The 22,075-nt window shown below is 69.0% G+C and carries 23 protein-coding genes; 13 read left to right on the top strand and 10 right to left on the bottom strand.

Going from position 1 to position 22,075, the window contains the following annotated elements:
• Window positions 1-210: 210 nt before the first annotated feature.
• Both Q9R22_RS12675 and Q9R22_RS12670 read right to left on the bottom strand, forming a co-directional pair.
• A complete protein-coding gene (locus Q9R22_RS12675) occupies window positions 211-510 on the bottom strand; it encodes an AzlD domain-containing protein (protein ID WP_131332590.1) in 300 nt (99 codons plus the stop codon).
• Between the two features lies 1 nt (window position 511).
• On the bottom strand, window positions 512-1,222 hold the full coding sequence (locus tag Q9R22_RS12670) for an AzlC family ABC transporter permease (RefSeq protein ID WP_131332591.1): 711 nt from the start codon (window positions 1,220-1,222) through the stop codon (window positions 512-514).
• 111 nt (window positions 1,223-1,333) lie between these two features.
• Here Q9R22_RS12670 and Q9R22_RS12665 point away from each other — a divergent pair, with 111 nt between their 5' ends.
• The 7 genes from Q9R22_RS12665 to Q9R22_RS12635 all read left to right on the top strand — a co-directional run bounded on the left by Q9R22_RS12665 (window position 1,334) and on the right by Q9R22_RS12635 (window position 9,770).
• Entirely contained in the window at window positions 1,334-3,358 is a 2,025-nt protein-coding gene (locus tag Q9R22_RS12665; protein ID WP_131332592.1) for an alpha/beta fold hydrolase, read from the top strand.
• A 101-nt stretch (window positions 3,359-3,459) separates the two neighbouring features.
• Window positions 3,460-5,367 (top strand): translational GTPase TypA, encoded by a 1,908-nt coding sequence (gene typA / locus Q9R22_RS12660; RefSeq protein ID WP_064846062.1) that lies wholly within the window; start codon window positions 3,460-3,462, stop codon window positions 5,365-5,367.
• A 50-nt stretch (window positions 5,368-5,417) separates the two neighbouring features.
• A complete protein-coding gene (locus Q9R22_RS12655) occupies window positions 5,418-6,272 on the top strand; it encodes a PIG-L family deacetylase (RefSeq protein WP_242670631.1) in 855 nt (284 codons plus the stop codon).
• The gene (locus Q9R22_RS12650) at window positions 6,272-6,757 is read left to right on the top strand and encodes a hypothetical protein (protein ID WP_240505702.1); all 486 of its coding nucleotides are present in this window, start codon (window positions 6,272-6,274) and stop codon (window positions 6,755-6,757) included. Before Q9R22_RS12655 ends, Q9R22_RS12650 begins: the two co-directional genes overlap by 1 nt.
• Window positions 6,758-6,819: 62 nt before the next feature.
• Window positions 6,820-7,143 carry a ferredoxin gene (gene fdxA, locus Q9R22_RS12645; RefSeq protein WP_131332594.1) on the top strand — a complete coding sequence of 108 codons (324 nt, stop codon included), beginning with the start codon at window positions 6,820-6,822 and terminating at the stop codon, window positions 7,141-7,143.
• A gap of 4 nt (window positions 7,144-7,147) precedes the next feature.
• Window positions 7,148-8,293 (top strand): succinyldiaminopimelate transaminase, encoded by a 1,146-nt coding sequence (dapC, locus tag Q9R22_RS12640; protein WP_131332595.1) that lies wholly within the window; start codon window positions 7,148-7,150, stop codon window positions 8,291-8,293.
• A 175-nt stretch (window positions 8,294-8,468) separates the two neighbouring features.
• Complete coding sequence (locus Q9R22_RS12635) at window positions 8,469-9,770, top strand: citrate synthase (protein ID WP_131332596.1); 1,302 nt, start codon at window positions 8,469-8,471, stop codon at window positions 9,768-9,770.
• A gap of 148 nt (window positions 9,771-9,918) precedes the next feature.
• Here Q9R22_RS12635 and galE read toward each other — a convergent pair whose 3' ends face one another.
• Window positions 9,919-10,935 carry a UDP-glucose 4-epimerase GalE gene (galE, locus tag Q9R22_RS12630; protein ID WP_131332597.1) on the bottom strand — a complete coding sequence of 339 codons (1,017 nt, stop codon included), beginning with the start codon at window positions 10,933-10,935 and terminating at the stop codon, window positions 9,919-9,921.
• 112 nt (window positions 10,936-11,047) lie between these two features.
• A complete protein-coding gene (gene dapD / locus Q9R22_RS12625; protein WP_131332598.1) occupies window positions 11,048-12,019 on the bottom strand; it encodes a 2,3,4,5-tetrahydropyridine-2,6-dicarboxylate N-succinyltransferase in 972 nt (323 codons plus the stop codon).
• A 132-nt stretch (window positions 12,020-12,151) separates the two neighbouring features.
• Here dapD and dapE point away from each other — a divergent pair, with 132 nt between their 5' ends.
• The 4 genes from dapE to Q9R22_RS12605 all read left to right on the top strand — a co-directional run bounded on the left by dapE (window position 12,152) and on the right by Q9R22_RS12605 (window position 15,872).
• Window positions 12,152-13,255 (top strand): succinyl-diaminopimelate desuccinylase, encoded by a 1,104-nt coding sequence (gene dapE, locus Q9R22_RS12620; RefSeq protein ID WP_131332599.1) that lies wholly within the window; start codon window positions 12,152-12,154, stop codon window positions 13,253-13,255.
• Between the two features lie 119 nt (window positions 13,256-13,374).
• Complete coding sequence (locus Q9R22_RS12615) at window positions 13,375-14,274, top strand: TIGR00730 family Rossman fold protein (RefSeq protein ID WP_242670633.1); 900 nt, start codon at window positions 13,375-13,377, stop codon at window positions 14,272-14,274.
• Window positions 14,271-15,545, top strand: coding sequence for a hypothetical protein (locus tag Q9R22_RS12610; protein ID WP_242670635.1), 1,275 nt, complete (start codon window positions 14,271-14,273; stop codon window positions 15,543-15,545). Before Q9R22_RS12615 ends, Q9R22_RS12610 begins: the two co-directional genes overlap by 4 nt.
• A 159-nt stretch (window positions 15,546-15,704) precedes the next feature.
• On the top strand, window positions 15,705-15,872 hold the full coding sequence (locus Q9R22_RS12605; RefSeq protein ID WP_064846068.1) for a DUF3117 domain-containing protein: 168 nt from the start codon (window positions 15,705-15,707) through the stop codon (window positions 15,870-15,872).
• 74 nt (window positions 15,873-15,946) lie between these two features.
• Here the strand turns inward: Q9R22_RS12605 and crcB are convergent, their stop codons facing one another.
• The 3 genes from crcB to Q9R22_RS12590 are packed head-to-tail and all read right to left on the bottom strand — an operon-like array spanning window position 15,947 to window position 17,378.
• Window positions 15,947-16,318, bottom strand: coding sequence for a fluoride efflux transporter CrcB (gene crcB, locus Q9R22_RS12600; RefSeq protein ID WP_064846069.1), 372 nt, complete (start codon window positions 16,316-16,318; stop codon window positions 15,947-15,949).
• Window positions 16,315-16,749 (bottom strand): CrcB family protein, encoded by a 435-nt coding sequence (locus tag Q9R22_RS12595; protein ID WP_131332600.1) that lies wholly within the window; start codon window positions 16,747-16,749, stop codon window positions 16,315-16,317. The genes crcB and Q9R22_RS12595 overlap by 4 nt, the downstream gene beginning before the upstream one ends.
• Window positions 16,746-17,378 (bottom strand): O-methyltransferase, encoded by a 633-nt coding sequence (locus Q9R22_RS12590; protein ID WP_064846071.1) that lies wholly within the window; start codon window positions 17,376-17,378, stop codon window positions 16,746-16,748. Before Q9R22_RS12590 ends, Q9R22_RS12595 begins: the two co-directional genes overlap by 4 nt.
• 316 nt (window positions 17,379-17,694) lie before the next feature.
• Between Q9R22_RS12590 and Q9R22_RS12585 the strand changes: the two genes are divergently transcribed.
• Complete coding sequence (locus Q9R22_RS12585; RefSeq protein ID WP_131332601.1) at window positions 17,695-18,312, top strand: hypothetical protein; 618 nt, start codon at window positions 17,695-17,697, stop codon at window positions 18,310-18,312.
• 46 nt (window positions 18,313-18,358) lie between these two features.
• Window positions 18,359-18,718, top strand: coding sequence for a sec-independent translocase (locus tag Q9R22_RS12580; RefSeq protein ID WP_085107176.1), 360 nt, complete (start codon window positions 18,359-18,361; stop codon window positions 18,716-18,718).
• Window positions 18,719-18,897: 179 nt separating this feature from the next.
• On the opposite strand, the gene Q9R22_RS12575 is transcribed toward Q9R22_RS12580, so the two are convergent.
• Genes Q9R22_RS12575 through Q9R22_RS12565 form a run of 3 tightly spaced genes read right to left on the bottom strand, consistent with a single transcriptional unit; the run spans window position 18,898 to window position 22,038 of the window.
• Complete coding sequence (locus Q9R22_RS12575) at window positions 18,898-20,085, bottom strand: P-loop NTPase (RefSeq protein ID WP_085107178.1); 1,188 nt, start codon at window positions 20,083-20,085, stop codon at window positions 18,898-18,900.
• Window positions 20,082-20,747 (bottom strand): DUF1003 domain-containing protein, encoded by a 666-nt coding sequence (locus tag Q9R22_RS12570; RefSeq protein WP_085107180.1) that lies wholly within the window; start codon window positions 20,745-20,747, stop codon window positions 20,082-20,084. The genes Q9R22_RS12575 and Q9R22_RS12570 overlap by 4 nt, the downstream gene beginning before the upstream one ends.
• Window positions 20,740-22,038: a magnesium transporter MgtE N-terminal domain-containing protein gene (locus Q9R22_RS12565; RefSeq protein WP_064846075.1), complete on the bottom strand. Its 1,299-nt coding sequence runs from the start codon at window positions 22,036-22,038 to the stop codon at window positions 20,740-20,742. Before Q9R22_RS12565 ends, Q9R22_RS12570 begins: the two co-directional genes overlap by 8 nt.
• Window positions 22,039-22,075 lie beyond the last annotated feature (37 nt).

Here is a 22,075-nt window from a genome sequence, read left to right as displayed (position 1 = left end):
GGTAAAAGGTCGTTACCCAATTGGGGTTAGGTATGCCTGAGTTTGTTGAGGGTGCACTCACCAGAATAGGAAAACAATATTTGATCTAATGGTTCGAGTGAGCTTGCGACCCCGTCGTCGGCTCATCGCAGATGCGCGCGGGGCGTGTGTGCTCACTCACTGCGCGGTGGGGCTCAGAGTTTCCGGGGCCGCTCGAATTATCTCGACAATTTACAGGAGTAATCCCGACAATGAATATACCGCGAATCCCGCGATGAATGCCATCAGGAAATTCTTGCTCACCGCGTTCACGATCACGGAAATCACCGCCGCGAGAATCAATCGGCTCAACTGCACCCCGGAATCGGCCTCCAGCAATGTATAGGCGACCAGGATCAACATGAGTCCCGCGGGGAGCAGGGTGGAGATCTCCCGCAGGTCCTCGCGATCGCGGAACCGATGGGCCAACAACACGGGGAACAGGCGCAACGAATAGGTCACAGCGGCGCACACGACGATGGCTGCGAGCATCTCAGGCGCCGCCTTCCGCGGTCTGGGGCGAACGACCGTGCCGTGGGCGTTTGACGAGCACGACGCATAGCACCGCGTAGCACAGCATGGCACCGAGTAGGAACAGGTCGCGGGGCAGCAGCAGCCCCACCGCAATGGAGGCGAGGGCAGCGAGCACGATCATCACGCGCTGCGAGGCCGCGCTCAGGGCGCTCACGAACAACAGGGTGAACAACCCGGTCAGTGCGAAGTCGAAACCGTCGAACGATTCCGGGATGAGTCCGCCGGCCACGGCTCCGACCGCGGCACCGAAGACCCAGTAGAACTGGGAGATGCCCTGGATCAGCATGAGCTCGTGCTGCGTGGTGGGGCGCACGCCGCTGTTGATCAGCGCATAGGCCTCGTCGGTCAGGGCATAGGGGCCGTAGAACTTGGCGAAGGGCGAACGCAGCAGGTGGGTGGGATAGGAGAAGCCGTAGAAGATGTGTCGGCTGTTGACCAGCAGAGTGGTCACGGCGATCTGTAGCAGGCCCGCTCCCGCCGAGACCAATCCCACGAGCAGGAACTCGATCGAGCCCGCGAAGACCACGAGAGCCGTGAGGGGCGCCAGGTAGGGAGCGAACCCCAGCGAGACCGCATAGGCGCCGAAGGCCATCCCGAGCGGCAGGTATCCCATGGCCACGGGAACCGTGACGCGCACCGCCCACGCCACCGTCCCCTTGTCCGAACTCATGCGTTCCACTCCCATCCGCCACCGCTGCGCCACGTGGCCGAGGGCCACGTTAGTGGCTGGGGTGACACGTGGGCGCTTATGCGTGACCGGCACGTCTGTAATGTGACTCATATGACACCCCGTTATGAAACTCCCGAACAGCTCGTGGCCACCCCACGGCTCACCGGATTGAGCGGACACCGGAACGGCCCGGTGATCGCCCTGCGGCAGGAACTGTCCTCAGACGGTAAGCGCTACGTCAAACACGCGTGGTCGGTACCCCGCCCGACCGACGGCGATCGTGCACCTGTCCCCCTGACCTCCGGCGATCACGGAGTCCAAGAGGTGTGCCCGGCGCCGTCGGGAGAGCTCTACTTCACGTCCGACCGACCCATGGACGGGGACCACGAGAAGCGCTCCCGGTTGTGGTTGCTCCCCGAACGGGGCGACGCCCGCATGGTGCTGGACATGCCCGAGGGCATCTCGGACCCCAAGCTGGGCGGGGACATGCTGTTCTTCCTCTCGGGCATGTACCCGAGTGCCAAGGGTGCGGCGGACGAGCTCGCCCGCAACCGTGAACTGCACGAATTGCGTGAGGAATCCGGGGCGAGTCCCATGCTCTACGAGCGCGCGCCGTTCCGGTATTGGGACCACGATCTCCCAGCCGCCGAGACCGCCCTGTGGTTCGTGGACACCGCCGCGCTCGCCGAGTCCCGGGACGCGGGGGAGGCCGTGCGCCGCGTGGACCTGCCCGCCGGGCGGTTGACGCGCTACTCGGTCGCCCCGGACGGCACCTGGCTGATCGCACAGTTGACCGCGTGGTTGCCGGAGGGCTGGGAACGGTCCCAGCTGTGGCGGGTGCCGATCACGGCAGACGGCGCCGGTCAGGCCGAACTGTTCCGGGACGCCACCGAGGAGGACTGGTGGGAGCCCGGGCCCGTCTCCCCGGACGGCAGCCGGGTCGTCCTGGAGCGGGACGTCGTGTGGCGCGACGGCGTCAACCTGCAGATCTCGCTGTGGGTCCACGACTTGCGCACGGGTCGGGACACGGAAGTGGTGCCCACAGACGAATACTGGGCGGGGGAATCCCGGTGGATCGATGACGACTCCTTCGTGTGCACGTCCGACTATCAGGGCCGGGGGATCGTGCTACGGGTCACGTGCCCGCGGGGCGGGGACTCCTCGATCGACGTCCTGGCCGGCGGTGCCGAGCAGCCGTGGACCTATTGCGCGGTCCACCCCGTGGGGGACGCGTTCTACGGTCTGCGGGCCACCTACGACCACCCCCTCGAGGCGGTGACGTGGTCCGGTCGGGAGTTCTGCGCCGAGCCCACCCGGATCGACGGTCTCGTGCCCGACGACGCCGTCCCCGGCCGCCTCGAGGAGGTCACCACGACCGCCGAGGACGGGACGAGCATCCGCGCGTGGCTCGCGCTGCCCGAGGGGGAAGGAACCGAACACCCGTTGCTCGTGTTCGTTCACGGTGGGCCGTGGGCGTCCAACAACCAGTGGAGCTGGCGTTGGAATCCGTGGCCGTTCGTGGCCCGCGGTTATGCCGTGCTGTTCCCGGACCCGGCCATCTCCACGGGTTACGGACAGGCCATGATCGACCGCGGTCAGCAGGAGCTCGGCGGGGCGCCGTTCACGGACGTGATGGCCCTCGTGGAGGCCACGACGCAGCGGGCGGACATCGATGCCCAGCGCCAAGCCCTGCTGGGCGGTTCCTACGGCGGGTACATGGCCAACTGGGTGGCCACCCAGACGGCGGACCGGTTCCGGTGCATCGTGACCCACGCGTCCCTGTGGAACTTGGACTCCATGGGTGCCACCACGGACAACACCGAGTGGCGTGAGGCCATGGGCCCGGCCCAGGCCGCCGTGTACTCACCGCACCGGTTCGTGGACCGGATCCAGGTCCCCATGCTCGTGATCCACGGGGACAAGGACTACCGGGTCCCGATCTCCCAGGGCATCGAGCTGTGGTCCGATCTGCAGCTGCGCACCCGGGTGGAGGGCCACCGGTTCCTGTACTTCCCGGACGAGAACCACTGGATCCTCAAGCCGGCCAACTCGCGGGCGTGGTACGAGACCGTGCTCGCGTTCCTGGCCGAACACGTGCTGGATGAGGAATGGCAGCGCCCCGAACTGCTCGGCTGAGTACACGGGAGACATGCATCACGTGTGCTCCGGGTGGTGGCGGAGGGGAGTAGAATCGCCACGATTCCCCTCTGCATCCACTCATGAAGAGAGACCTGTGCATGTCTGAAACCACCACCCAGCGCGCCGATCTGCGCAACGTGGCCATCGTGGCCCACGTTGACCACGGCAAGACCACCATCGTCGATGCCATGCTCCAGCAGACGAACGCGTTCTCCAGCCACGGAGAGGTCGAGGAACGGGTCATGGACTCGGGCGACCTGGAGCGGGAGAAGGGCATCACCATCCTGGCCAAGAACACCACGGTGTTCTACGACGGCCCCGCGGCCAACGGTGAGACCATCACGATCAACGTGATCGACACCCCGGGTCACGCCGATTTCGGTGGCGAGGTGGAGCGCGGTCTGTCCATGGTGGACGGCGTCGTGCTGCTCGTGGACGCCTCCGAGGGCCCGCTGCCCCAGACCCGGTTCGTGCTGCGCAAGGCCCTCGAGGCCAAGCTGCCCGTGATCGTCGTCGTCAACAAGGTGGACCGCCCGGACGCCCGGATCGACGAGGTCGTCTCCGACACCATGGACCTGCTGCTGGGCCTGGCCTCGGACATCGCCGAGGACCACCCGGACCTGGACCTGGACGCCGTCCTGGACGTGCCCGTGGTCTACGCCTCCGGCAAGGCCGGCCGTGCCTCCACCGACCAGCCCGGCAACGGCGAACTGCCGGACAATGAGGACCTCGAGCCGCTGTTCCGCACCATCATCGAGCACATCCCCGCGCCGTCCTACAACCCGGACGGCGTGCTGCAGGCGCACGTGACCAACCTGGACGCCTCCCCGTTCCTGGGTCGCCTGGCCCTGCTGCGCATCTTCAACGGGACGCTGAAGAAGGGCCAGACCGTGGCGTGGGCGCGTCACGACGGAACCCTCAAGAGCGTGCGCATCTCCGAACTGCTGGCCACCAAGGGCCTGGACCGGGTGCCCGCGGAGAGCGCCGGGCCCGGTGAGATCGTGGCCGTGGCCGGGATCGAGGACATCACCATCGGTGAGACCCTCACGGACCTCGAGAACCCCGAGCCGCTGCCGCTGATCACGGTGGACGATCCCGCGATCTCCATGACCATCGGGATCAACACGTCGCCCTTGGCCGGACGCGTCAAGGGGGCCAAGGTCACCGCGCGCCAGGTCAAGGACCGCCTGGACAAGGAGCTCATCGGTAACGTCTCGCTGCGCGTGCTGCCCACCCAGCGCCCGGACGCGTGGGAGGTGCAGGGCCGCGGTGAGCTGGCCCTGGCCATCCTCGTGGAGCAGATGCGCCGCGAGGGCTTCGAGATCACCGCGGGCAAACCACAGGTGGTCACCAGGACCGTGGACGGCAAGGTGCACGAGCCCTACGAGCACATGACGATCGATGCTCCGGACGAGTTCCTGGGTGCGATCACCCAGCTCATGGCCGCGCGCAAGGGCCGCATGGAGGGCATGAGCAACCACGGCACCGGGTGGGTGCGCATGGAGTTCAAGGTCCCCTCGCGCGGTCTGATCGGCTTCCGCACCAAGTTCCTCACGGAGACCCGTGGCGCGGGCATCGCGTCCTCCTACGCGGACGGCTACGAGCCGTGGGCCGGGGAGATCGAGTACCGCACCAACGGTTCCATGATCGCGGACCGCGCCGGTGTGGTCACCCCGTACGCCATGATCAACCTGCAGGAGCGCGGCTCGTTCTTCGTGGAGCCCACCTCCGAGGTCTACGAGGGCATGATCGTGGGTGAGAACTCCCGCGCGGACGACATGGACGTGAACATCACCAAGGAGAAGAAGCTCACCAACATGCGCTCGTCCACGGCGGACAGCTTCGAGAACCTCACGCCCCCGCGCAAGCTCACGCTCGAGGAGTCCCTCGAGTTCGCGCGCGAGGACGAGTGCGTGGAGGTCACCCCGGAGGCCATCCGCATCCGCAAGGTGGTCCTGGACGCCAACGAGCGCCTCAAGGTCGCCCGGCAGCGGGCGCGCGCCTGATCGTGGCCGATCCTCGATACCCGGGCGGGGGACACGCGACCGAGGGGGCGGTGGAGACACTGCTCCCCGGGGGCGTGGACCCCGCCCGGGCTCGTGTGTTGTGGGTGCACGCCCACCCGGACGACGAAGCCATCGTCACGGGCGTATCCATCGGGTACTACGGCGCGCTGGGCGCCACCACGGTGTTGCTGACCATGACGCGCGGCGAACGCGGTGAGGTTATCCCGCCCGCCCTGCGTCATCTCGAGGTGGGCCAACCCGGGTGCCCGGACACCGACGGCACCGCGCTGGGGCTCTACCGCGTGGGTGAGCTCGACGCCGCCGCGGCCGCCATGGGGCTCGCGGACCGGTTCTTCGCGGGGGAGCCCCCCGCCCACGATCCCACCGAGGGTTTCGCCAACGGCGCGGACAAGTACGTGGATTCCGGGATGAGCTGGGGGCCCGACGGCCGCCCGCAGCCCGCCGAGGACGTCTCACCCGCAGCGCTCACGGCGGCGGATCCGCAGGAGGCCGCCGCCCACGTGGCCGCAGCTATCCGTGCGGTGCGTCCCCACGCCGTGATCACGTACGACGACGACGGCGGGTACGGTCACCCGGACCACGTGGCCACGCACGGGGTCACGCTGCGCGCCGTGGACCTCGCAGCGTCAGCACCGGACACCGCCCACGACGCGTGGGACGTCCCCCTGACGTGGGGGATCGAGAGCGACGTGAACCCCTCGGACGAACGGCCGCAAGCGGCGATCCACGGTGATCTGGCGGTGAAGCGCGCCGCAATGGCGGCGCACGCCACACAGATCACCCTGGGCGAGGACCCGCAGGGCACCACGTACGAGCTGTCCAACGGCGTGCCGCAGACCCTCAGTGCCACCGAGACGTTCCGCCTGTTACGCCGGGGCGGATAATGAGCGCGTCCGGACTGCGCCGCACCGCCCCGTGGGAGAGCGCCCCGGCCGTGCAGACCGCCGGCGACCACGCGCCCGGGGGAGCCGAGAAGCAACGGCCGGGAGCGGCGTCGTCGTTGGTGACGGCACTGCTCACGGGACTCGTGGCGGGAGCGGTGGCCACGGCCATGCACGCCAACATCTGGTACCTGGACGGCTGGTGGCTCCCGTGGGGGCTCGTATTCTCCGGGGCGCTGCTGCTGTGCGCGAGCGTGTGGTGCGGTACCGCGACCCGGCGCGTGTGGGCGGCTGCCGTCCCAGGGCTCGTGACGTACGTGATCGCCTGGGCCACCGCGTACCTGCGAGAGGGCTCGGCGCTCGTGGTCACCACATGGGCCGAGCCCGTGGGGATCGTGGGGTTGCTGTGGTTCGCCGTGATCTTCGTGGCGGTCATGGCCTCCGTGATTGTTACGGGGCATTGGCTGGTGCGCTCGCGGGCGCGGTAGCCTCGAATGCCCGCCGCTAGAATGGTCGAGGACTTGGGAACAGAAGGAGAGGTTCGTCAACCGTGACTTACGTAATTGCGCAGCCGTGCGTGGATGTCAAGGACAAGGCCTGCGTGGAGGAATGTCCCGTGGACTGCATCTACGAGGGCGAGCGATCCCTGTACATCCACCCGGACGAGTGTGTGGACTGCGGTGCGTGCGAACCGGTGTGCCCCGTGGAGGCCATCTACTACGAGGACGACCTCCCCGAGGAATGGGCCGAGTACTACAAGGCGAACGTGGAGTTCTTCGACGATCTGGGCTCTCCGGGTGGGGCCGCCAAGCTCGGCAACACCCACAAGGACCACCCCATGATCGCGGAACTGCCCCCGCAGAACCAGGACTGATCCGGTGAGCGTGGCCCGCGGATTCGGTCTGAACCTGCCCGACTACCCCTGGAACTCCCTCGCGCCGTACCGCCGGACCGCGCAGGAGCACCCGGATGGTGTGGTGGACCTGTCCATCGGGACCCCGGTGGACCCCACGCCGCTCGTGATCCAGGATGCACTCGCCGCCGCCGCGGACGCCCCCGGGTATCCCACGACGCACGGGACCCCCGCGCTGCGGGAGGCCGTGGCCGCGTGGTTCGCCGATCGTCGCGGTGTGCCCGATCTGGACCCGGACGCCGTGATGCCCACGGTGGGGTCCAAGGAACTCGTCGCGTGGCTGCCGCTGTTGCTGGGTCTAGGCCCGGGCGACGTCGTAGTGCGTCCCGTGGTCGCCTACCCCACGTACGACATCGGGGCGCAGATCGCCGGCGCCGAGGCCGTGGCCGCGGACTCGCTGGACGAGCTCGAGCCCTCGGTGCGCGAGCGCGTGCGCATGGTGTGGGTCAACTCGCCGGGCAATCCCACGGGCATCGTGCGGGACGCGCAGAGTCTCAAGCGGCTCGTGGACCAGGCCCGCTCGCAGGGGGCCGTGGTGGTCTCCGACGAATGCTACGCCGAGCTCGGCTGGGGTCAGTGGGATCCCGCACGCGGTGGCGAACCCGTGCCGTCCGTCCTGGACCCGCGCGTGAGCGGCGGGGACACGTCCCTGCTGTTCAGCGCGTACTCGCTGTCCAAGCAGTCGAACCTCGCGGGCTACCGCGCGGCGTTCCTCACGGGTGACCCCGCGCTGATGCCCTCGCTCATCAACTCGCGCAAGCACGCCGGGATGATCGTGCCCTATCCCGTGCAGGAAGCCATGCGTGTGGCCCTGGGGGACACCGCGCACGTGACGGCGCAGAAGAACCTCTACCGGCAGCGGCGCGAGGCACTCAAGCCCGCCGTGGAGGCCTTCGGGCTCACGATCGAGCATTCCGAGGCCGGCCTGTACCTGTGGGCCACCGCCGGTGAGGACACGTGGGACACCGTGGAACGCTTCGCCCGCCTGGGCATCGTGGTGGGCCCCGGGACCTTCTACGGGGACGCCGGGCACGGCTACGTGCGGCTGTCCCTGACCGCGAGCGACGAGCACATGGCGGCCGCCGTGCAACGGCTCTCAGGCGCCGTCTGAGCCCGCCGCACACGGGTGGGCAAGTGGAATCCCGATCACACCAACGGGTAGGTTGGTGGGGAATGACATCGTGTTCCCGCCCGGTGCGCACCGACCCGAACCGCCACGACGGCGTGGGGGTGAACCGCACCGCGAACCCGTCGTGGAACACCTAGCGAACCGTGAAGGACACATCATGGCAGAGGCCAAGAAGTCCACCGACAAGGTGGAGCTGAACTACGAGAAGGGCAAGTCCCTCGAGCTCCCCGTGCTGGAGGTGACCGAGGGCAACAAGGGCTACGGCGTGGGCTCCCTGCTCAAGGAGACCGGCAACGTCAGCTTCGACCCCGGGTTCGTGAACACCGCGAACACGCGCTCCACGGTGACCTACATCGATGGCGCCCAGGGCATCCTGCGCTATCGCGGCTACCCCATCGAGGAGCTTGCGGAGCACTCCAACTTCCTGGAGACCGCCTACCTGCTGATCTACGGCGAGCTTCCCACGCGTGAGCAGTACGAGGACTTCCAGCACCGCATCACCACGCACACCATGGTGCACGAGGACATCAAGATGTTCTTCAACGGCTTCCCCCGCTCCGCGCACCCCATGCCCGTGCTGTCCTCGGCCGTGTCCGCGCTGTCCACCTTCTACTCGGACTCCCTGGACCCGTTCAACAAGGAGCAGGTGGAGATCTCCACCATCCGCCTGCTCGCAAAGGTCCCCACTCTGGCCGCGTACGCGTACAAGAAGTCCGTGGGCGAGCCGCAGCTGTACCCCCACAACAACCTCAACTACGCGGAGAACTTCCTGCGCATGTGCTTCGGTGTGCCCGCCGAGGACTACGAGGTGGACCCGGTGGTCGCCAAGACCCTGGACATCCTGTTCATGCTGCACGCGGACCACGAGCAGAACTGCTCCACCTCCACGGTGCGCCTGGTGGGTTCCTCCCACGCCAACATGTTCGCGTCCGTCTCCGCGGGCATCAACGCCCTCTACGGCCCGCTGCACGGCGGTGCCAATGAGGCCGTGCTGGCCATGCTGGACCAGATCCAGAACCGTGGGCTCTCCGCGGACGAGTTCATGGAGAAGGTCAAGAACAAGGAGGACGGCGTCCGCCTCATGGGGTTCGGGCACCGTGTCTACAAGAACTACGATCCCCGTGCCCGCATCATCAAGGGCTACGCGCACGACGTCCTGGCCAAGATGGGCGGCAACAACGAGCTGCTGGACCTGGCCATCGGCCTGGAGGAGAAGGCCCTCGCGGACGACTACTTCGTGGAGCGCAAGCTCTACCCGAACGTGGACTTCTACACGGGATTGATCTACAAGGCCATGGGCTTCCCCGAGAAGATGTTCACCGTGCTCTTCGCGATCGGCCGCCTGCCCGGCTGGATCGCGCAGTGGCGCGAGATGATCGAGGACCCCGAGACCAAGATCGGCCGCCCCCGCCAGCTCTACGTGGGCGAGGGTGAACGCCACTACCCGACCGCCAACTGAGTTCCCCGGTCAAACCGACGAGCCCCGATCACCGTTCGGTGATCGGGGCTCGTTCGTCGGTGCGGGGCGGTGACGCGCGGCGGCTCCGGAGGGCCGGGCCGACGTCAGCGCGCGCCGCGCCCGCTACCCGACGACGCCGCCGCTCGGCTCAGCCGTCGTAACCGTTCGGGTTGTTCTTCTGCCAGTTCCAGTGGTCCCGGCACATGGTGTCGATGTCCCGGTCCGCGGACCAGCCCAGATCGGCGAGGGCGGAGGCGGGATCGGCGTAGGACACAGCGGCGTCGCCGGGGCGGCGCGGGGCGATCTCGTAGCGGATCTCCCGGCCCGAGGCCTTCTGGAATGCCTCGCGGACCTCCAGCACGGAGTAGCCGCGGCCGGTGCCCAGGTTCCACACGTGCACGCCGTGGTCCCGGCTGATCCGGTCCAGGGCACGTAGGTGTCCGTCCGCGAGGTCCACCACGTGGATGTAGTCGCGCACGCCGGTGCCGTCCGGGGTGGGGTAGTCGTCGCCGAAGACCATGAGCTTCTCGCGCCGGCCCACGGCCACCTGCGCGACGAACGGCATGAGGTTGTTGGGGATCCCCGAGGGGTCCTCACCGATCCGCCCGGACTGGTGCGCGCCCACGGGGTTGAAGTAGCGCAGCAGGGCCACGGACCAGCGGTCATCGGAGGCCGCGAGGTCCGCAAGCATGTCCTCGATGTGTTCCTTGGTACGGCCGTACGGGTTCTGCGCGTCCATGGACAGCTTCTCGGTCAGCGGCATGGTCTCCGGGGCGCCGTACACGGTGGCCGAGGACGAGAACACGATGCTGCGGCACCCGTTCTCCTCCATGGCCCACAACAGGTTCACGGTCCCGCTGACGTTGTTCGTGTAGTACCACAGCGGCTTCTGCGCCGATTCCCCCACGGCCTTGAGCCCCGCGAAGTGGATCACGGCGTCCGGGCGGTGCTGCGCGAACACGCGGTCCAGACCCTCGCGGTCCAGCAGGTCCACCTCTTCGAACGCCGCGACGTCGCGTCCGGCGAGTTCCGCCACCCGCTCGAGCGACGTCTTGGTCGAATTGGACAGGTTGTCCAGGACGACGACGTCGTGCCCCGCCTCGAGCAGCGCCAGAACCGTGTGCGAGCCGATGTACCCGGTTCCCCCGGTGACAAGAATCTTCATGGTCCCCACCTTATCCAGTGGACCTCACGAAAACGCGCGGCCGGGCCCGCGAGCTGCGGGACCCGGCCGAGCGGCGTCGTCGTCGCGATCCGTGGACGCGCGACGGCGGGGATCAATTGGCGTGCAGTGCGGCGTTGAGCTCCACCGTGCTGCCCTGGCGGGGCAGCGCCTCCACGGCGCCGTTGGTGGAGTTGCGGCGGAACAGCAGGTTGTTCACGCCGGAGAGCTCGGACGCCTTGACCACGCGGGGTTCGGCGCCGCCCTCGATGAGGCTCACGCGGGTACCGGCGGTGACATACAGGCCGGCCTCGACGACGCAGTCGTCACCCAGGGAGATGCCCACGCCCGCGTTGGCGCCCAGCAGGCAGCGCTGGCCCAGCGTGATCCGCTGCTTGCCGCCGCCAGACAGCGTGCCCATGATGGATGCGCCGCCGCCCACGTCCGTGTGGTCCTGGACCACGACGCCGGCGGAGATCCGGCCCTCAACCATGGCCTCGCCGAGCGTGCCGGCGTTGAAGTTCACGAACCCCTCGTGCATCACGGTGGTGCCCTCGCCCAGGTAGGCACCGAGGCGCACGCGGTCCGCGTCACCGATGCGCACACCGGAGGGCACCACGTAATCGACCATGCGCGGGAACTTGTCCACGCCGAGCACGGTCACGGTCCCGCTGGCGCGCAGGCGCAGCAGGGAGCGGGTCAGTTCCTCCGCGAGCACGGGACCGCGGCTGGTCCACGCCACGTTCGCGAGCTTGCCGAAGACGCCGTCCAGGTTGAGGGTGTTGGGCCGCACCAAGCGGTGGGACAGCAGGTGCAGGCGCAGGTAGGCGTCCGCGGCGTCCTGGGGTGCCTCGTCCAGGTTGATCACGGTGGTCACGATCTCGGAGCGCACGTTGCGATCCGGGTCCGTGGTGGCGGCCACGCGCAGATCCGCCTCGTAGCTCGTATCCGGGTTGGCGCTCAGGCTCGGCGCAGGGTAGAAGACGTCCAGCACGGTCCCCTCCCGCTCGCCGGAGTCCACCACGGTGGCCAGCCCCACTCCGGAGGCGATACGGGAATTCTCGGTGCTCTCGCTCGTTGAAGTCATGGGCCCATCCTAAAAGATGCCCCGTGACCCGGTGGTAGATGACCCGACCCGCGCGGCTCGTCAATGAGGCCCCGCGGCAGCCGACCGCGACGCCCACTGCGGGGCGCAGGGGCAAACTGTAGGCTGGCACGCATGAGTTCAGACGCTTCCGTGACCCTCGACCTCACCATGGATCCCGCGGATCTGACCGCCGCGCTCGTGGACGTGGAGTCCGTGTCCGATCACGAGGGCCCCCTGGCCGACGCCGTCGAAACAGCCCTGCGCGCTCTGCCCCATCTCAGTGTCCACCGGGACGGGGACACCGTGATCGCCCGCACGGACCGCGGCCGAGACGAACGCGTGATCCTCGCCGGCCACCTGGACACCGTGCCCCTGCCCACCGTGGAGGGATCGCTGGGCGGGGTCCCGGCCACGCGGCGTCGGGAAGCGGACGGGGACGTGATCTACGGCCGCGGCACCACCGACATGAAGGGCGGTGTGGCCGTCCAACTGGTGCTCGCGCACGAACTCACCGAGCCCAACCGGGACGTCACCTACGTGTTCTACGACCACGAAGAGGTCTCGAGCGATGCGAGCGGGCTGGGCCGCGTGATGCGCAACAGCCCCGAACTGCTCGAGGCGGACTTCGCGGTGCTGCTCGAACCGACCAACGGGACCGTGGAGGGCGGGTGCAACGGCACCATGCGTTTCCGGATCACGACCCACGGCAAGGCCGCCCACTCCGGGCGCTCGTGGATCGGGGAGAACGCGATCCACAAGCAGGCGGACGTCCTGGCCCGGTTGAGCGCGTACGAGGCGCGCACCGTGACTGTGGAGGGCCTCGACTACCGTGAAGGGCTCAATGCGATCCGGATCGGCGGGGGAGTCGCGGGCAACGTGATCCCGGACACCGCGTGGGTCGAGGTCAACTACCGCTTCGCCCCGGACAAGTCCCTCGAGCAGGCACAGGACCACATGTGCGAGGTCTTCACCGGGTACGAGCTCGAGTGGCAGGACCTCTCGCCGGCGGCCCGTCCCGGGCTGGACCGGCCCTCCGCCGCGCAGTTCGTGGCCGCCGTGGGGCGGGAGCCCATGCCCAAGTACGGCTGGACCGACGTCGCCCGCTTCTCGGAGGCCGGGGTGCCTGCCGTGAACTTCGGCCCCGGGGACGCCCTGCTCGCCCACACCGACGACGAGCACGTGTTCGATGACGCCGTCCGGGCCTGCCACCGTGCGCTCGCGTCCTGGTTGTCCTGAGCGCGGGGTGATCGGGTATCCGATCCGAGGCGGGGGAGGTTGGCTCGAGTACTCACCGCGTTGCATGCCGCAGGGGAGTTCTGCGGCGTCGTGCAGCACGAGAACGTAGCCTGGTGGGCATGCACACCCCTGAGACACCGCACGAACGTTCCCTACCCCCCGAGCGTCACAAGGGGCCGGTGGTGCTGCGCCGCAAACAGCTGCATCGGCGCACGTCCGACCAGCGTTTCCTGGACCAGCGCCCCGCCGAACCGGACGACTTCACCCGCACCGACCCGTGGCGTGTCCTGCGGATCCAGGCGGAGTTCGTTGAAGGCTTCGACGCACTCGCGAACCTGGGCCCCGCCGTCTCGGTCTTCGGGTCGGCGCGCACCGCGCCGGGGCACCCGGAGTACGAGCTCGCGCGCGAGCTGGGCCGGGAAATCGGCAAGGCCGGCTACGCCGTGGTCACGGGCGGCGGCCCCGGCGTGATGGAGGCCGCGAACAGGGGAGCGGTGGACGTGGGCGCGCACTCGGTAGGGATCGGCATCGAGCTGCCCCACGAACAGCGCCTCAATGACTGGGTGGACCTGGGCATCAACTTCCGCTACTTCTTCGCGCGCAAGACCATGTTCGTGAAGTACAGCCAAGGCTTCGTGGCGCTGCCGGGCGGCTTCGGTACGCTCGACGAACTCTTCGAGGCACTGACCCTCGTGCAGACGGGCAAGATCACGCGTTTCCCGGTGATCCTGGTGGGCACGGACTACTGGGGCCCGTTACTGGACTGGATCACCACCACGCTGGTGGCCGACGGCAAGGTCTCCACCGCGGACCTCGAACTGTTCCGGGTCACGGACAGCGTGGCCGAGGTCGTGGAGATCCTCACCGCGGTCCACGCCGACGACGACGGCATCCCGGTCTCCGACCCCGCCCCGGGTGCCTCTCCCGTCCCGGGGAAGGCAGCGGTCGACGCCGCGGCGCCCGGTTCCGGGGGCGACGACGCCGCTCCCGCGGATGGCGCCCCCGGTTCCGGCGCGTGAGTTCCACGGCGGTGGCGGACCCCGCGCGCAGCGCGCACGACTCCCGTGCGGGGAGGATGCGTCGACTGTGGGCGGCGGCTCCGTGGTGGCTCGCCGTGCTCGTGGTCTACGGGGTGTCGCGGGTCTGGGGCTGGGCGGTGTTCACGGTCGTGGGTGCCCAACAGGGTCCCGGGCCGTGGGGCAACGGCGCCCTGGGGTACCTGGATTTCGTGAACACGTGGGACGCCGACTGGTACCACACCATCTTCCGGGAGGGGTATCCGTTCCAGGTGCCCCGGGACTCGCTGGGCACGGTGTCCGAGAACGCGTGGGCGTTCTACCCCGTGTTCCCGCTGCTCGTGCGCGGCATCGACGCACTGACCGGGACCGGGTGGGCCGTCACGGCCGCCACGGTGTCCCTCGTGGCCGGTTTCGGTGCGGCCCTGGTGTTCTACCGACTGGTGTGCCAAGCACCCGTGATGGCCGGGCCCCACACTCCCGGGGGCGTCTCACGCCCGGCACTGTGGGCCGTGGCTGTGTTCGCGTTCAACCCCGTGGCACCCGTGCTGCAGACCCCGTACGCCGAGGCGCTGAGCATGCTGTTCTTGCTGAGCGCCATGCTGTGCGTCGTGCGGGACCGGCCCGTGTGGGTCACCGTGTTCGTGGTGGCGCAGGCACTGACCCGACCCACGGGCGTGGCCCTGGCCGCGGCGCTGGGGGTGTGGTGGTTGTGGCGCAGCGTGGGGGACGTGCTCGCGCGACGTCGGGCGTGGTACCGGTGCCTGGACCGCTGGCTCGTGGTGGCGCTGATCGCGTGTGCTGCCGCCCTCGCGTGGCCGGCCATCGCGTGGGCCGTCACGCGGGAGCCCACGGCCTACACCGAGACGGAGGCCGCCTGGCGCGGGAGCCAGCACGTGATCCCCGTGCTGCCGTGGTTCCACGAGGCCACCGATCTGCTGGGCCCGATCGCCGGACTCGTCGCTCCCGTGGTGCTCGTGGCGGCGGTCGTGATGCTGTTGCGCTCGGACACGGTCAAGCGGGCCCTGCCGTTCTTTGTCCGTGTGTGGATCGCGGCCTACGGGTGCTATCTGCTGCTCGTGCTCAACCCGCAGAGCTCCACGTTCCGGTTGCTGTTGCCGTGGGCGCCGCTCGCCGCCGCCCTGGTGCACGTGAGCGACTCGCGCGCCTATCGGGTGCTGCTCGTGATCTTCGGGGCAGTGCTGCAGATCGTGTGGGTCGGGTGGCTGTGGCACTGGAAGCAACTACCCGGCGGTGGCGACTACCCGCCGTGACCCCGCGCGGCGGCCCATGCCGCAGGCGCTGTCCACGCACGCGCTGTGCGCTACGGCACAGATGGTTCCGAGCGCTCCCGGGTCGTGTGCCGGGTCACGGTACTGGCTGAGCGTTCGATAAGATAGCGAGCGTAAGTACTCACGAAGAGGAGCTCATAAATGGCGGCCATGAAGCCGAGGACGGGTGACGGACCCATGGAGGTCACCAAAGAAGGACGCAGTCTGATCATGCGGGTCCCCCTGGAAGGCGGAGGGCGTCTGGTGGTGGAACTCAAGTCGGACGAGGCCGCGGAATTGCGCGAGTGCTTGGCTTCGGTGACGCAGTAGCACCGACACCCCCCCCACGCCCGTATCGCGAGGGCCCCTCACATCGAGTGAGGGGCCCTCGCGACGTTCGGGGCTCAGAACGCCCAGTGGCTCCCGAGGGTGAGCCCCGCGGCCACCGCGAGCAGACTCCACAGGACGGTTCCGAGCACCGACACCACCGCGGCCCCGGCACGTTGTTCTCGCGCGAGCCGTACGGCGTCCACCATGGCCGTGGAGAACGTGGTGTAGCCACCGCACAGCCCGGTGCCCAGGGCGAGCGTCCACACGGGTCCCAGAACCGCGCTCAGTCCGGTGACCACACCGAGCACGAACGACCCCGTCACGTTGATCAGCAGTGTGGCCGCGGGGAAGGTGGGAGCCCACCGGGCGGTGATCCCGCGGTCCACGAGGAAACGCAGGACCGCTCCCACGGCGCCGCCCAGGGCCACGGCGGGCGCCGCGATCACCGCGCCGCTCCCGCGGTGGGCGTGCCGCGGCGTCGTCCCCGGAGCCAGGCGCCCACCGCGAGACCCGCGGCCGCGGTGGCCAGCCCCGCGACGAGCATCAGCACCGCGTCACCGAACGCGGCCGCGCTCGCCCCGGAGCGCACGCGCTCCCACAGCTCCAGTGCGAAGGTCGAGTAGGTGGTGAACCCGCCGAGAAGTCCGGTGCCGAGCAGCATGCGCGCGGTGTGGGCACCACGGCGCTTGCGGCCGGGGCTGGTGAGCGCTTCGAGCAGCAGCCCGAGTAGGAAGGCGCCGGAGGCATTGACCGCGAACGTGGCCCACGACCACCCGGATCCTGCCGGAAGCACGAGGGACACCCACCAGCGGGCCAGACTCCCCGCGGCGCCGCCGAGGGCCACGAGTCCGGCGTCCTTGAACAGGGAGCCGCTCACAGCCGGACGGCCAGCAGTACACCCGTTCCCGTGGGCACCACGGCCGTGGACAACCGCGGTTCGTCCCGCAGGGTGCGCACGACGTCGCGCATGATCACGGTCTCCTCCTGGCGCTGCGCGGGCTGGGGGACTAGGTCCTGGTGCAGGGCGTCGTTGACCACGAGCATCCCGCCGTGACGCAGCAACCGGGCGCCCTCGATGACGTACTCGGCGGTGTTGACCACGTCCGCGTCGATGAACACCATGTCGTACGCGTTCTCGGTGAGCCGCGGCAGCACCAGGGAGGCCGCACCGGAAATCGTGCGGGTGCGTTTGGTTTCGAAACCGGCCTCGCGGAACGTGTCCCGCGCGGCGCGCAGGGCCCGGATGTCGGTGTCGATGGTCGTGAGGACGGACTCGGACGGCATCCCGCGCAGCAGCGCGAGCCCCGAGACGCCCGCACCGGTGCCCACTTCCACCACGGTCGCGGGGCGGGACGACGACGCCAGGACGGTCAGCAGCGCCGCGGTGGCCGGGGTCACGGGGTCCAAGCGCAGGGCCAGGGAGCGCTCGCGCGCACGGAAAGCGGTTTCGTCCTCCGTGGCGTAGGCCTCGCAATAGGCCCAGCTCGTGGTTTTATCCGTGCTCATGGACGCGGCGTGCCCTTCACTGCTGTGTGTGCCCGGATCCCCGCGGACCCAGCGCTTCGACGTGGCGAGCCCGGCGTCATGTCCGGGCTTACGGTGCTTCAGCTTATCGCGGTCTGAGGGCACCGCCGGGAACGCCCGGTCGGTGTTCAGATCGCTGTCAGAATCCTGCCGCACAATTGGGGCGTCGAACGCGGCCGCCGCAGGGCGGTCGCAGCAGGGGACGAACAGGGAGGGGGACGGGGTGTCCACACGGGTCGCGGGTCGCAGCAGGGTGCGCCGGCCCTGGCGTCGGCCGAGTCGGCGGGCCGTGGGTCTCATGACCGCCTTCGCGGCCTGCGTGTGCGTCGCCCTGCTGACCACCGCCGTGTGGAGCGTGGGCAAGCAGGTGCAGCAGCGCCAGAGCGCGGACGCTCGGTCGGAGGCCACGTGGTCACCCGGTCCCCGGGGAATGGTAGACACCACCTCGGAGGCCGACATCCAGAGCCTGCGCGCCCGGGGGTGGGCCGTTCCGGGTCTGGCCGCGAAGGGGTACTCGGTCGCGGATATCCAACAGTTGCAGGTGGGGGGCCAGCCCGTCGTGGCGGTGGCCCTGCACAACGATCACGGCTCGGTGACCATCGTGGAGCAGCGCGGCGACATCAATCCCGACAACCCCATGGACGGCATCACCGGGCTCCCCGTGGGCGCCGAGGGCATGCACCGGTCGGTGCTCGACGGCGCGCGGTTGTGGGTGGACCGCTCCCAACCGTGGCGCGCGGTGATGGTGCGCCCGGACGCCGTGTACACCCTCACATCGGACACCGCACCGGCCACCCTGGCCCAGACCGTGAGCGCCGTCGTGGCGGAGGACCGGGGACGGGTCAGCCTACCCTCGCAGAAGGACGAGAGTTTCGGGGCCACGGTCGCGGACGGACTCAAGGAAATTTTCGGTTAAGGACCGCCCCCACCGGGGCGTTCCACGACGTTGATAGGCTCAGCGGGTGTTCGGGATTTCAGGCGGGGAAGCCATCATCATTCTCATCGTGGCCCTGGTGATCATCGGGCCCGAGCGGTTGCCCGAGTACGCCGAGAAGTTCAAGGACATGGTCAAGTCCATCCGGCGCTACGCCACGGGTGCCACGGACGATCTCAAGGCGACTCTCGGCCCGGAATTCTCGGACCTCGACTGGCGCAAGCTTGACCCCCGGCAGTACGACCCGCGCGTGATCGTGCGTGAAGCGCTGCTCGAGGACGACGAGGAACAGAACCGCCACCAGTACGAGGCCTCTACCGTGGCCGCACCCACGGTGCGACGGCTCGCACGAGGCGAACGCGCCCCGTTCGACACCGAGGCCACGTGAGCCGTCGAGCGCGGCGTGAGCAACCGGCCGCCGCGCGATCGGCCGCGCGCCGCGTGAGCTGACAGCCGTCCCGTCATCAGACCGACGCCGCGCGTAGGTCGACGCCGCGTGAACAGACGGGTAGGTGCCGGGCGAGCGGGAAGCGGGCCGTGCGGCGGCGTCATCCCGAGGGAGATCGCTCAACCGCGCGGCGTGATGCCCAGATTCTTACCGGCCAGCCCGCGGCCCTGCTGATCCAGGGCGCGCGCGACGGCCCACAGCTGCTCGGCGGCGGGGGAGTTCGGCCGATCCCATACCGCGGGCACGCCGCGGTCCGAGGCCTCCCGCACGGTGACGTCCAGGGGGACGCTGCCGAGCAGGGGGACGGGGTAGCCCAGGCGCTCGGACAGCGAGCTCGCGATCGTCTCGCCACCGCCCGCTCCGAAGACTTCCATGCGCGTGCCGTCCGGCATGACCATCGCAGACATGTTCTCGACGACGCCCGTGACCTTCTGCTCGGTCTGCTCGGCGAGCGTCCCCGAACGCTGGGCCACGCTCACGGCGGCGTGCTGGGGCGTGGAGACCACGACCACGCCCGAGCGGGGCAGCAGCTGACCCACCGAGATCGCGATGTCCCCCGTGCCCGGGGGCAGGTCCAGGAGCAGGTGGTCCAGGTCCCCGAAGTGCACGTCCGTGAGGAACTGCTCCACCGCGCGGTGCAGCATGGGGCCGCGCCACGCCACGGGCTGGGCGGGATCCACGAACATCCCGATCGAGATCACCTTGAGCACCCCGCGCGAGCGGTGACCGGCCCCAGCCGCGCTGTCCTCGGGCCGGCGGTCCGCACCCTCCGGGACCTCCACGACGGGCGGCAGGATCATGTCCCCCACGCGCGTGGGTGGTTGCGCGATCCCCAGAAGACCGGGTACTGAGAAGCCGTGGATGTCCGCGTCCACGATGCCCACGGTGCGTCCCATCGCGGCCAGCGCGGCGGCGATGTTCACCGTCACGCTGGACTTTCCCACCCCGCCCTTGCCGCTCGTGATCGCGTGCACGCGGGTGAGTGAATGCGGGTCCGCGAACGGGTTGGTGCGGTGGTGCCCGAGCTTCTCCTGCAGTTCCTGGCGCTGCGCCGGGGTCATCACACCCACGTCCACGGCGACGTCGCGGACGTCTGGGAGCTCGTTCAGGGCGGCACGGAGATCCGCTTCGATCGTGGTGCGCATGGGGCACCCGGAGACCGTGAGCAGCACGGTCACGCGTGCCGTCCCGCCTTCGAGGACGGCCTCGGGGATCATCCCGAGCTCGGTCACCGGGCGGCGCAGCTCGGGGTCGATCACGCCGTCCAGGGCTGCGCGCAGTCGGGGGTCGATGGTGCTCCCGTTCACTGATGCGGTCCTTCCTGCTCGGGGTCCTCGAGCTCGATCTTCTTCGCACGCGGGGCCCTGGTGGAGCCGTCGGACTTCTTGCCCTCGGACTTCTTGGTCTTGGACTTGGTGGCCTGGGACTGCGCGGCGGCCTGACCGGCGGCGCGGCGGTCCTGGTCCTCGAGGATCTCCTCGAGCAGCCCGCGCAACTCGGAGCGGACGTAGTCGCGGGTCGCGACCTCGCGCAACGCGATGCGCAGGGACGCGATCTCCCGGGTGAGGTACTCGGTGTCCGCGAGGTTCTGTTGCCCGCGTTTACGGTCCTCCTCGGCGACCACGCGGTCACGGTCGTCCTGCCGGTTCTGCGCGAGCAGCAACAAGGGAGCGGCGTAGGAGGCCTGCAACGAGAGCATCAGTGTCAGCAGCGTGAAGTTCAACGCGCGCGGATCGAACTGCATGCTCTCGGGCGCCAGGGTGTTCCACGCCAACCACACCGTGACGAACACGGTCATCCACAGCAAGAACTGGGGCGTGCCCATCCAGCGGGCGAAGGACTCCGTGAGCCGCCCGAAGGCGTCCGGGTTGGGGCGGAAGCGGGTCAGGTACCCCGGGCGTTTCTCGCGCGGTTGGTCCAGGGGGGCGGGCGAATACTGCGAGGACGCGCTGCGCCGGGGATTACTCATACCGCTTACCCACCTTCCGGACCGGGGTTCCGTCGTCGTACGTGCGCCAGTCCTCGGGCAGCAGGGCGTCCAGGACGTCGTCGATCGTGACCGCACCCACGAGCCGGTCCTGGTCGTTGACGACCGGCAGGATCGTGAGGTCGTACGTGGCCAGTTCGCGAGCGACGTCGGCTAAGGACGCCTGGTCCGAGACGGGCTCGATGGACCGATCGATTAGGTTACCAATCGCCTCGGGCGGCGGGTAACGCAGCAGTCGCTGCGTGTGCACGAGACCCAGGTACTTACCCGTGGGGGTCTCGAGCGGCGGGCGGCACACGAGCACCGCGGATGCCGCGGCCGGGATGACCTCCTCCTGGCGGATGTGCGCGAGCGCTTCCGCCACGGTGGCCTCCGGGGGCAGCACGATGGGGACGGGCGTCATGAGCGAACCGGCCGTGCCCTCCTCGTACTCGCGCAGGCGCCGGACGTCCTCCGCGTCCTCGGGTTCCATCATGGTGATGAACCGCTCGGCCTCCGCTTCCGGCAGTTCGTTGAGCAGGTCGGTCGCGTCGTCGGGGTCCATCTCGGCGAGCAGCGTGACGGCGCGCTCGTTGTCCAGGTGGGTCAGAATGAAGACCTGGTCGTCCTCCGGCAGCTCCTCGAGCACGTCCGCGAGCCGCTCGTCCTGCAGTTCCGCCGCGATCTCGAGCTTGCGCTTGTCCGGCATGTCCCGCAGCTCGTCCGCGATGTCCGCGGCCTGGTCCTCCTCGTGCTGCGCGATCCACTGCGTGGCCGGTTGCGGCCCCGCGTTGGACGGGTCGTCCGCGTCCTCCCAGTCCACCACGAGCGTCTGATTACGACGCCGGATCAAGCCTCCCGTGGCCTGCGACCTGCGCACGAACAACTGCGAAATGACCCAGTCACCCCGGTTGTTGCTCTTCTCCATGGCCACGTCCTCGATCGTGGCGGTCCCGGAACCGTCCAACAGCACCACGGTGCGGTCGAAGAGCTCACCCACGGCCAGCGTCTCGGCACCGCGCTGCTCGAAGCGGCGCAGGTTCACGAGCCCGGTGGAGATGATCTGCTCCGCGTCGATGCTCGTAACACGCGTCATGGGCACGAACACACGCTTCTTCCCGAGCACCTCCACCACGAGACCCACGACGAGCGGGCGGGTGCGCACCGACGGTTTGCTACCCGGGCGCAACAGCACCACGACGTCGCGCAATCGCCCCAGGCGGTCGCCCAACGGGTCGAAGACGTCCAGGCCGATGAGTCTCGCGACGAAGATCTTGGAAAGGTTTGTGCTCACCCGCCCAGCCTAGTGAACCGTGCTGTGTGAAGCGCCC

This window comes from Kocuria sp. PD6 (assembly GCF_031844145.1).
Lineage (GTDB): Bacteria > Actinomycetota > Actinomycetes > Actinomycetales > Micrococcaceae > Kocuria > Kocuria marina.
This window is presented reverse-complemented; position numbering and strand designations above follow the sequence as displayed.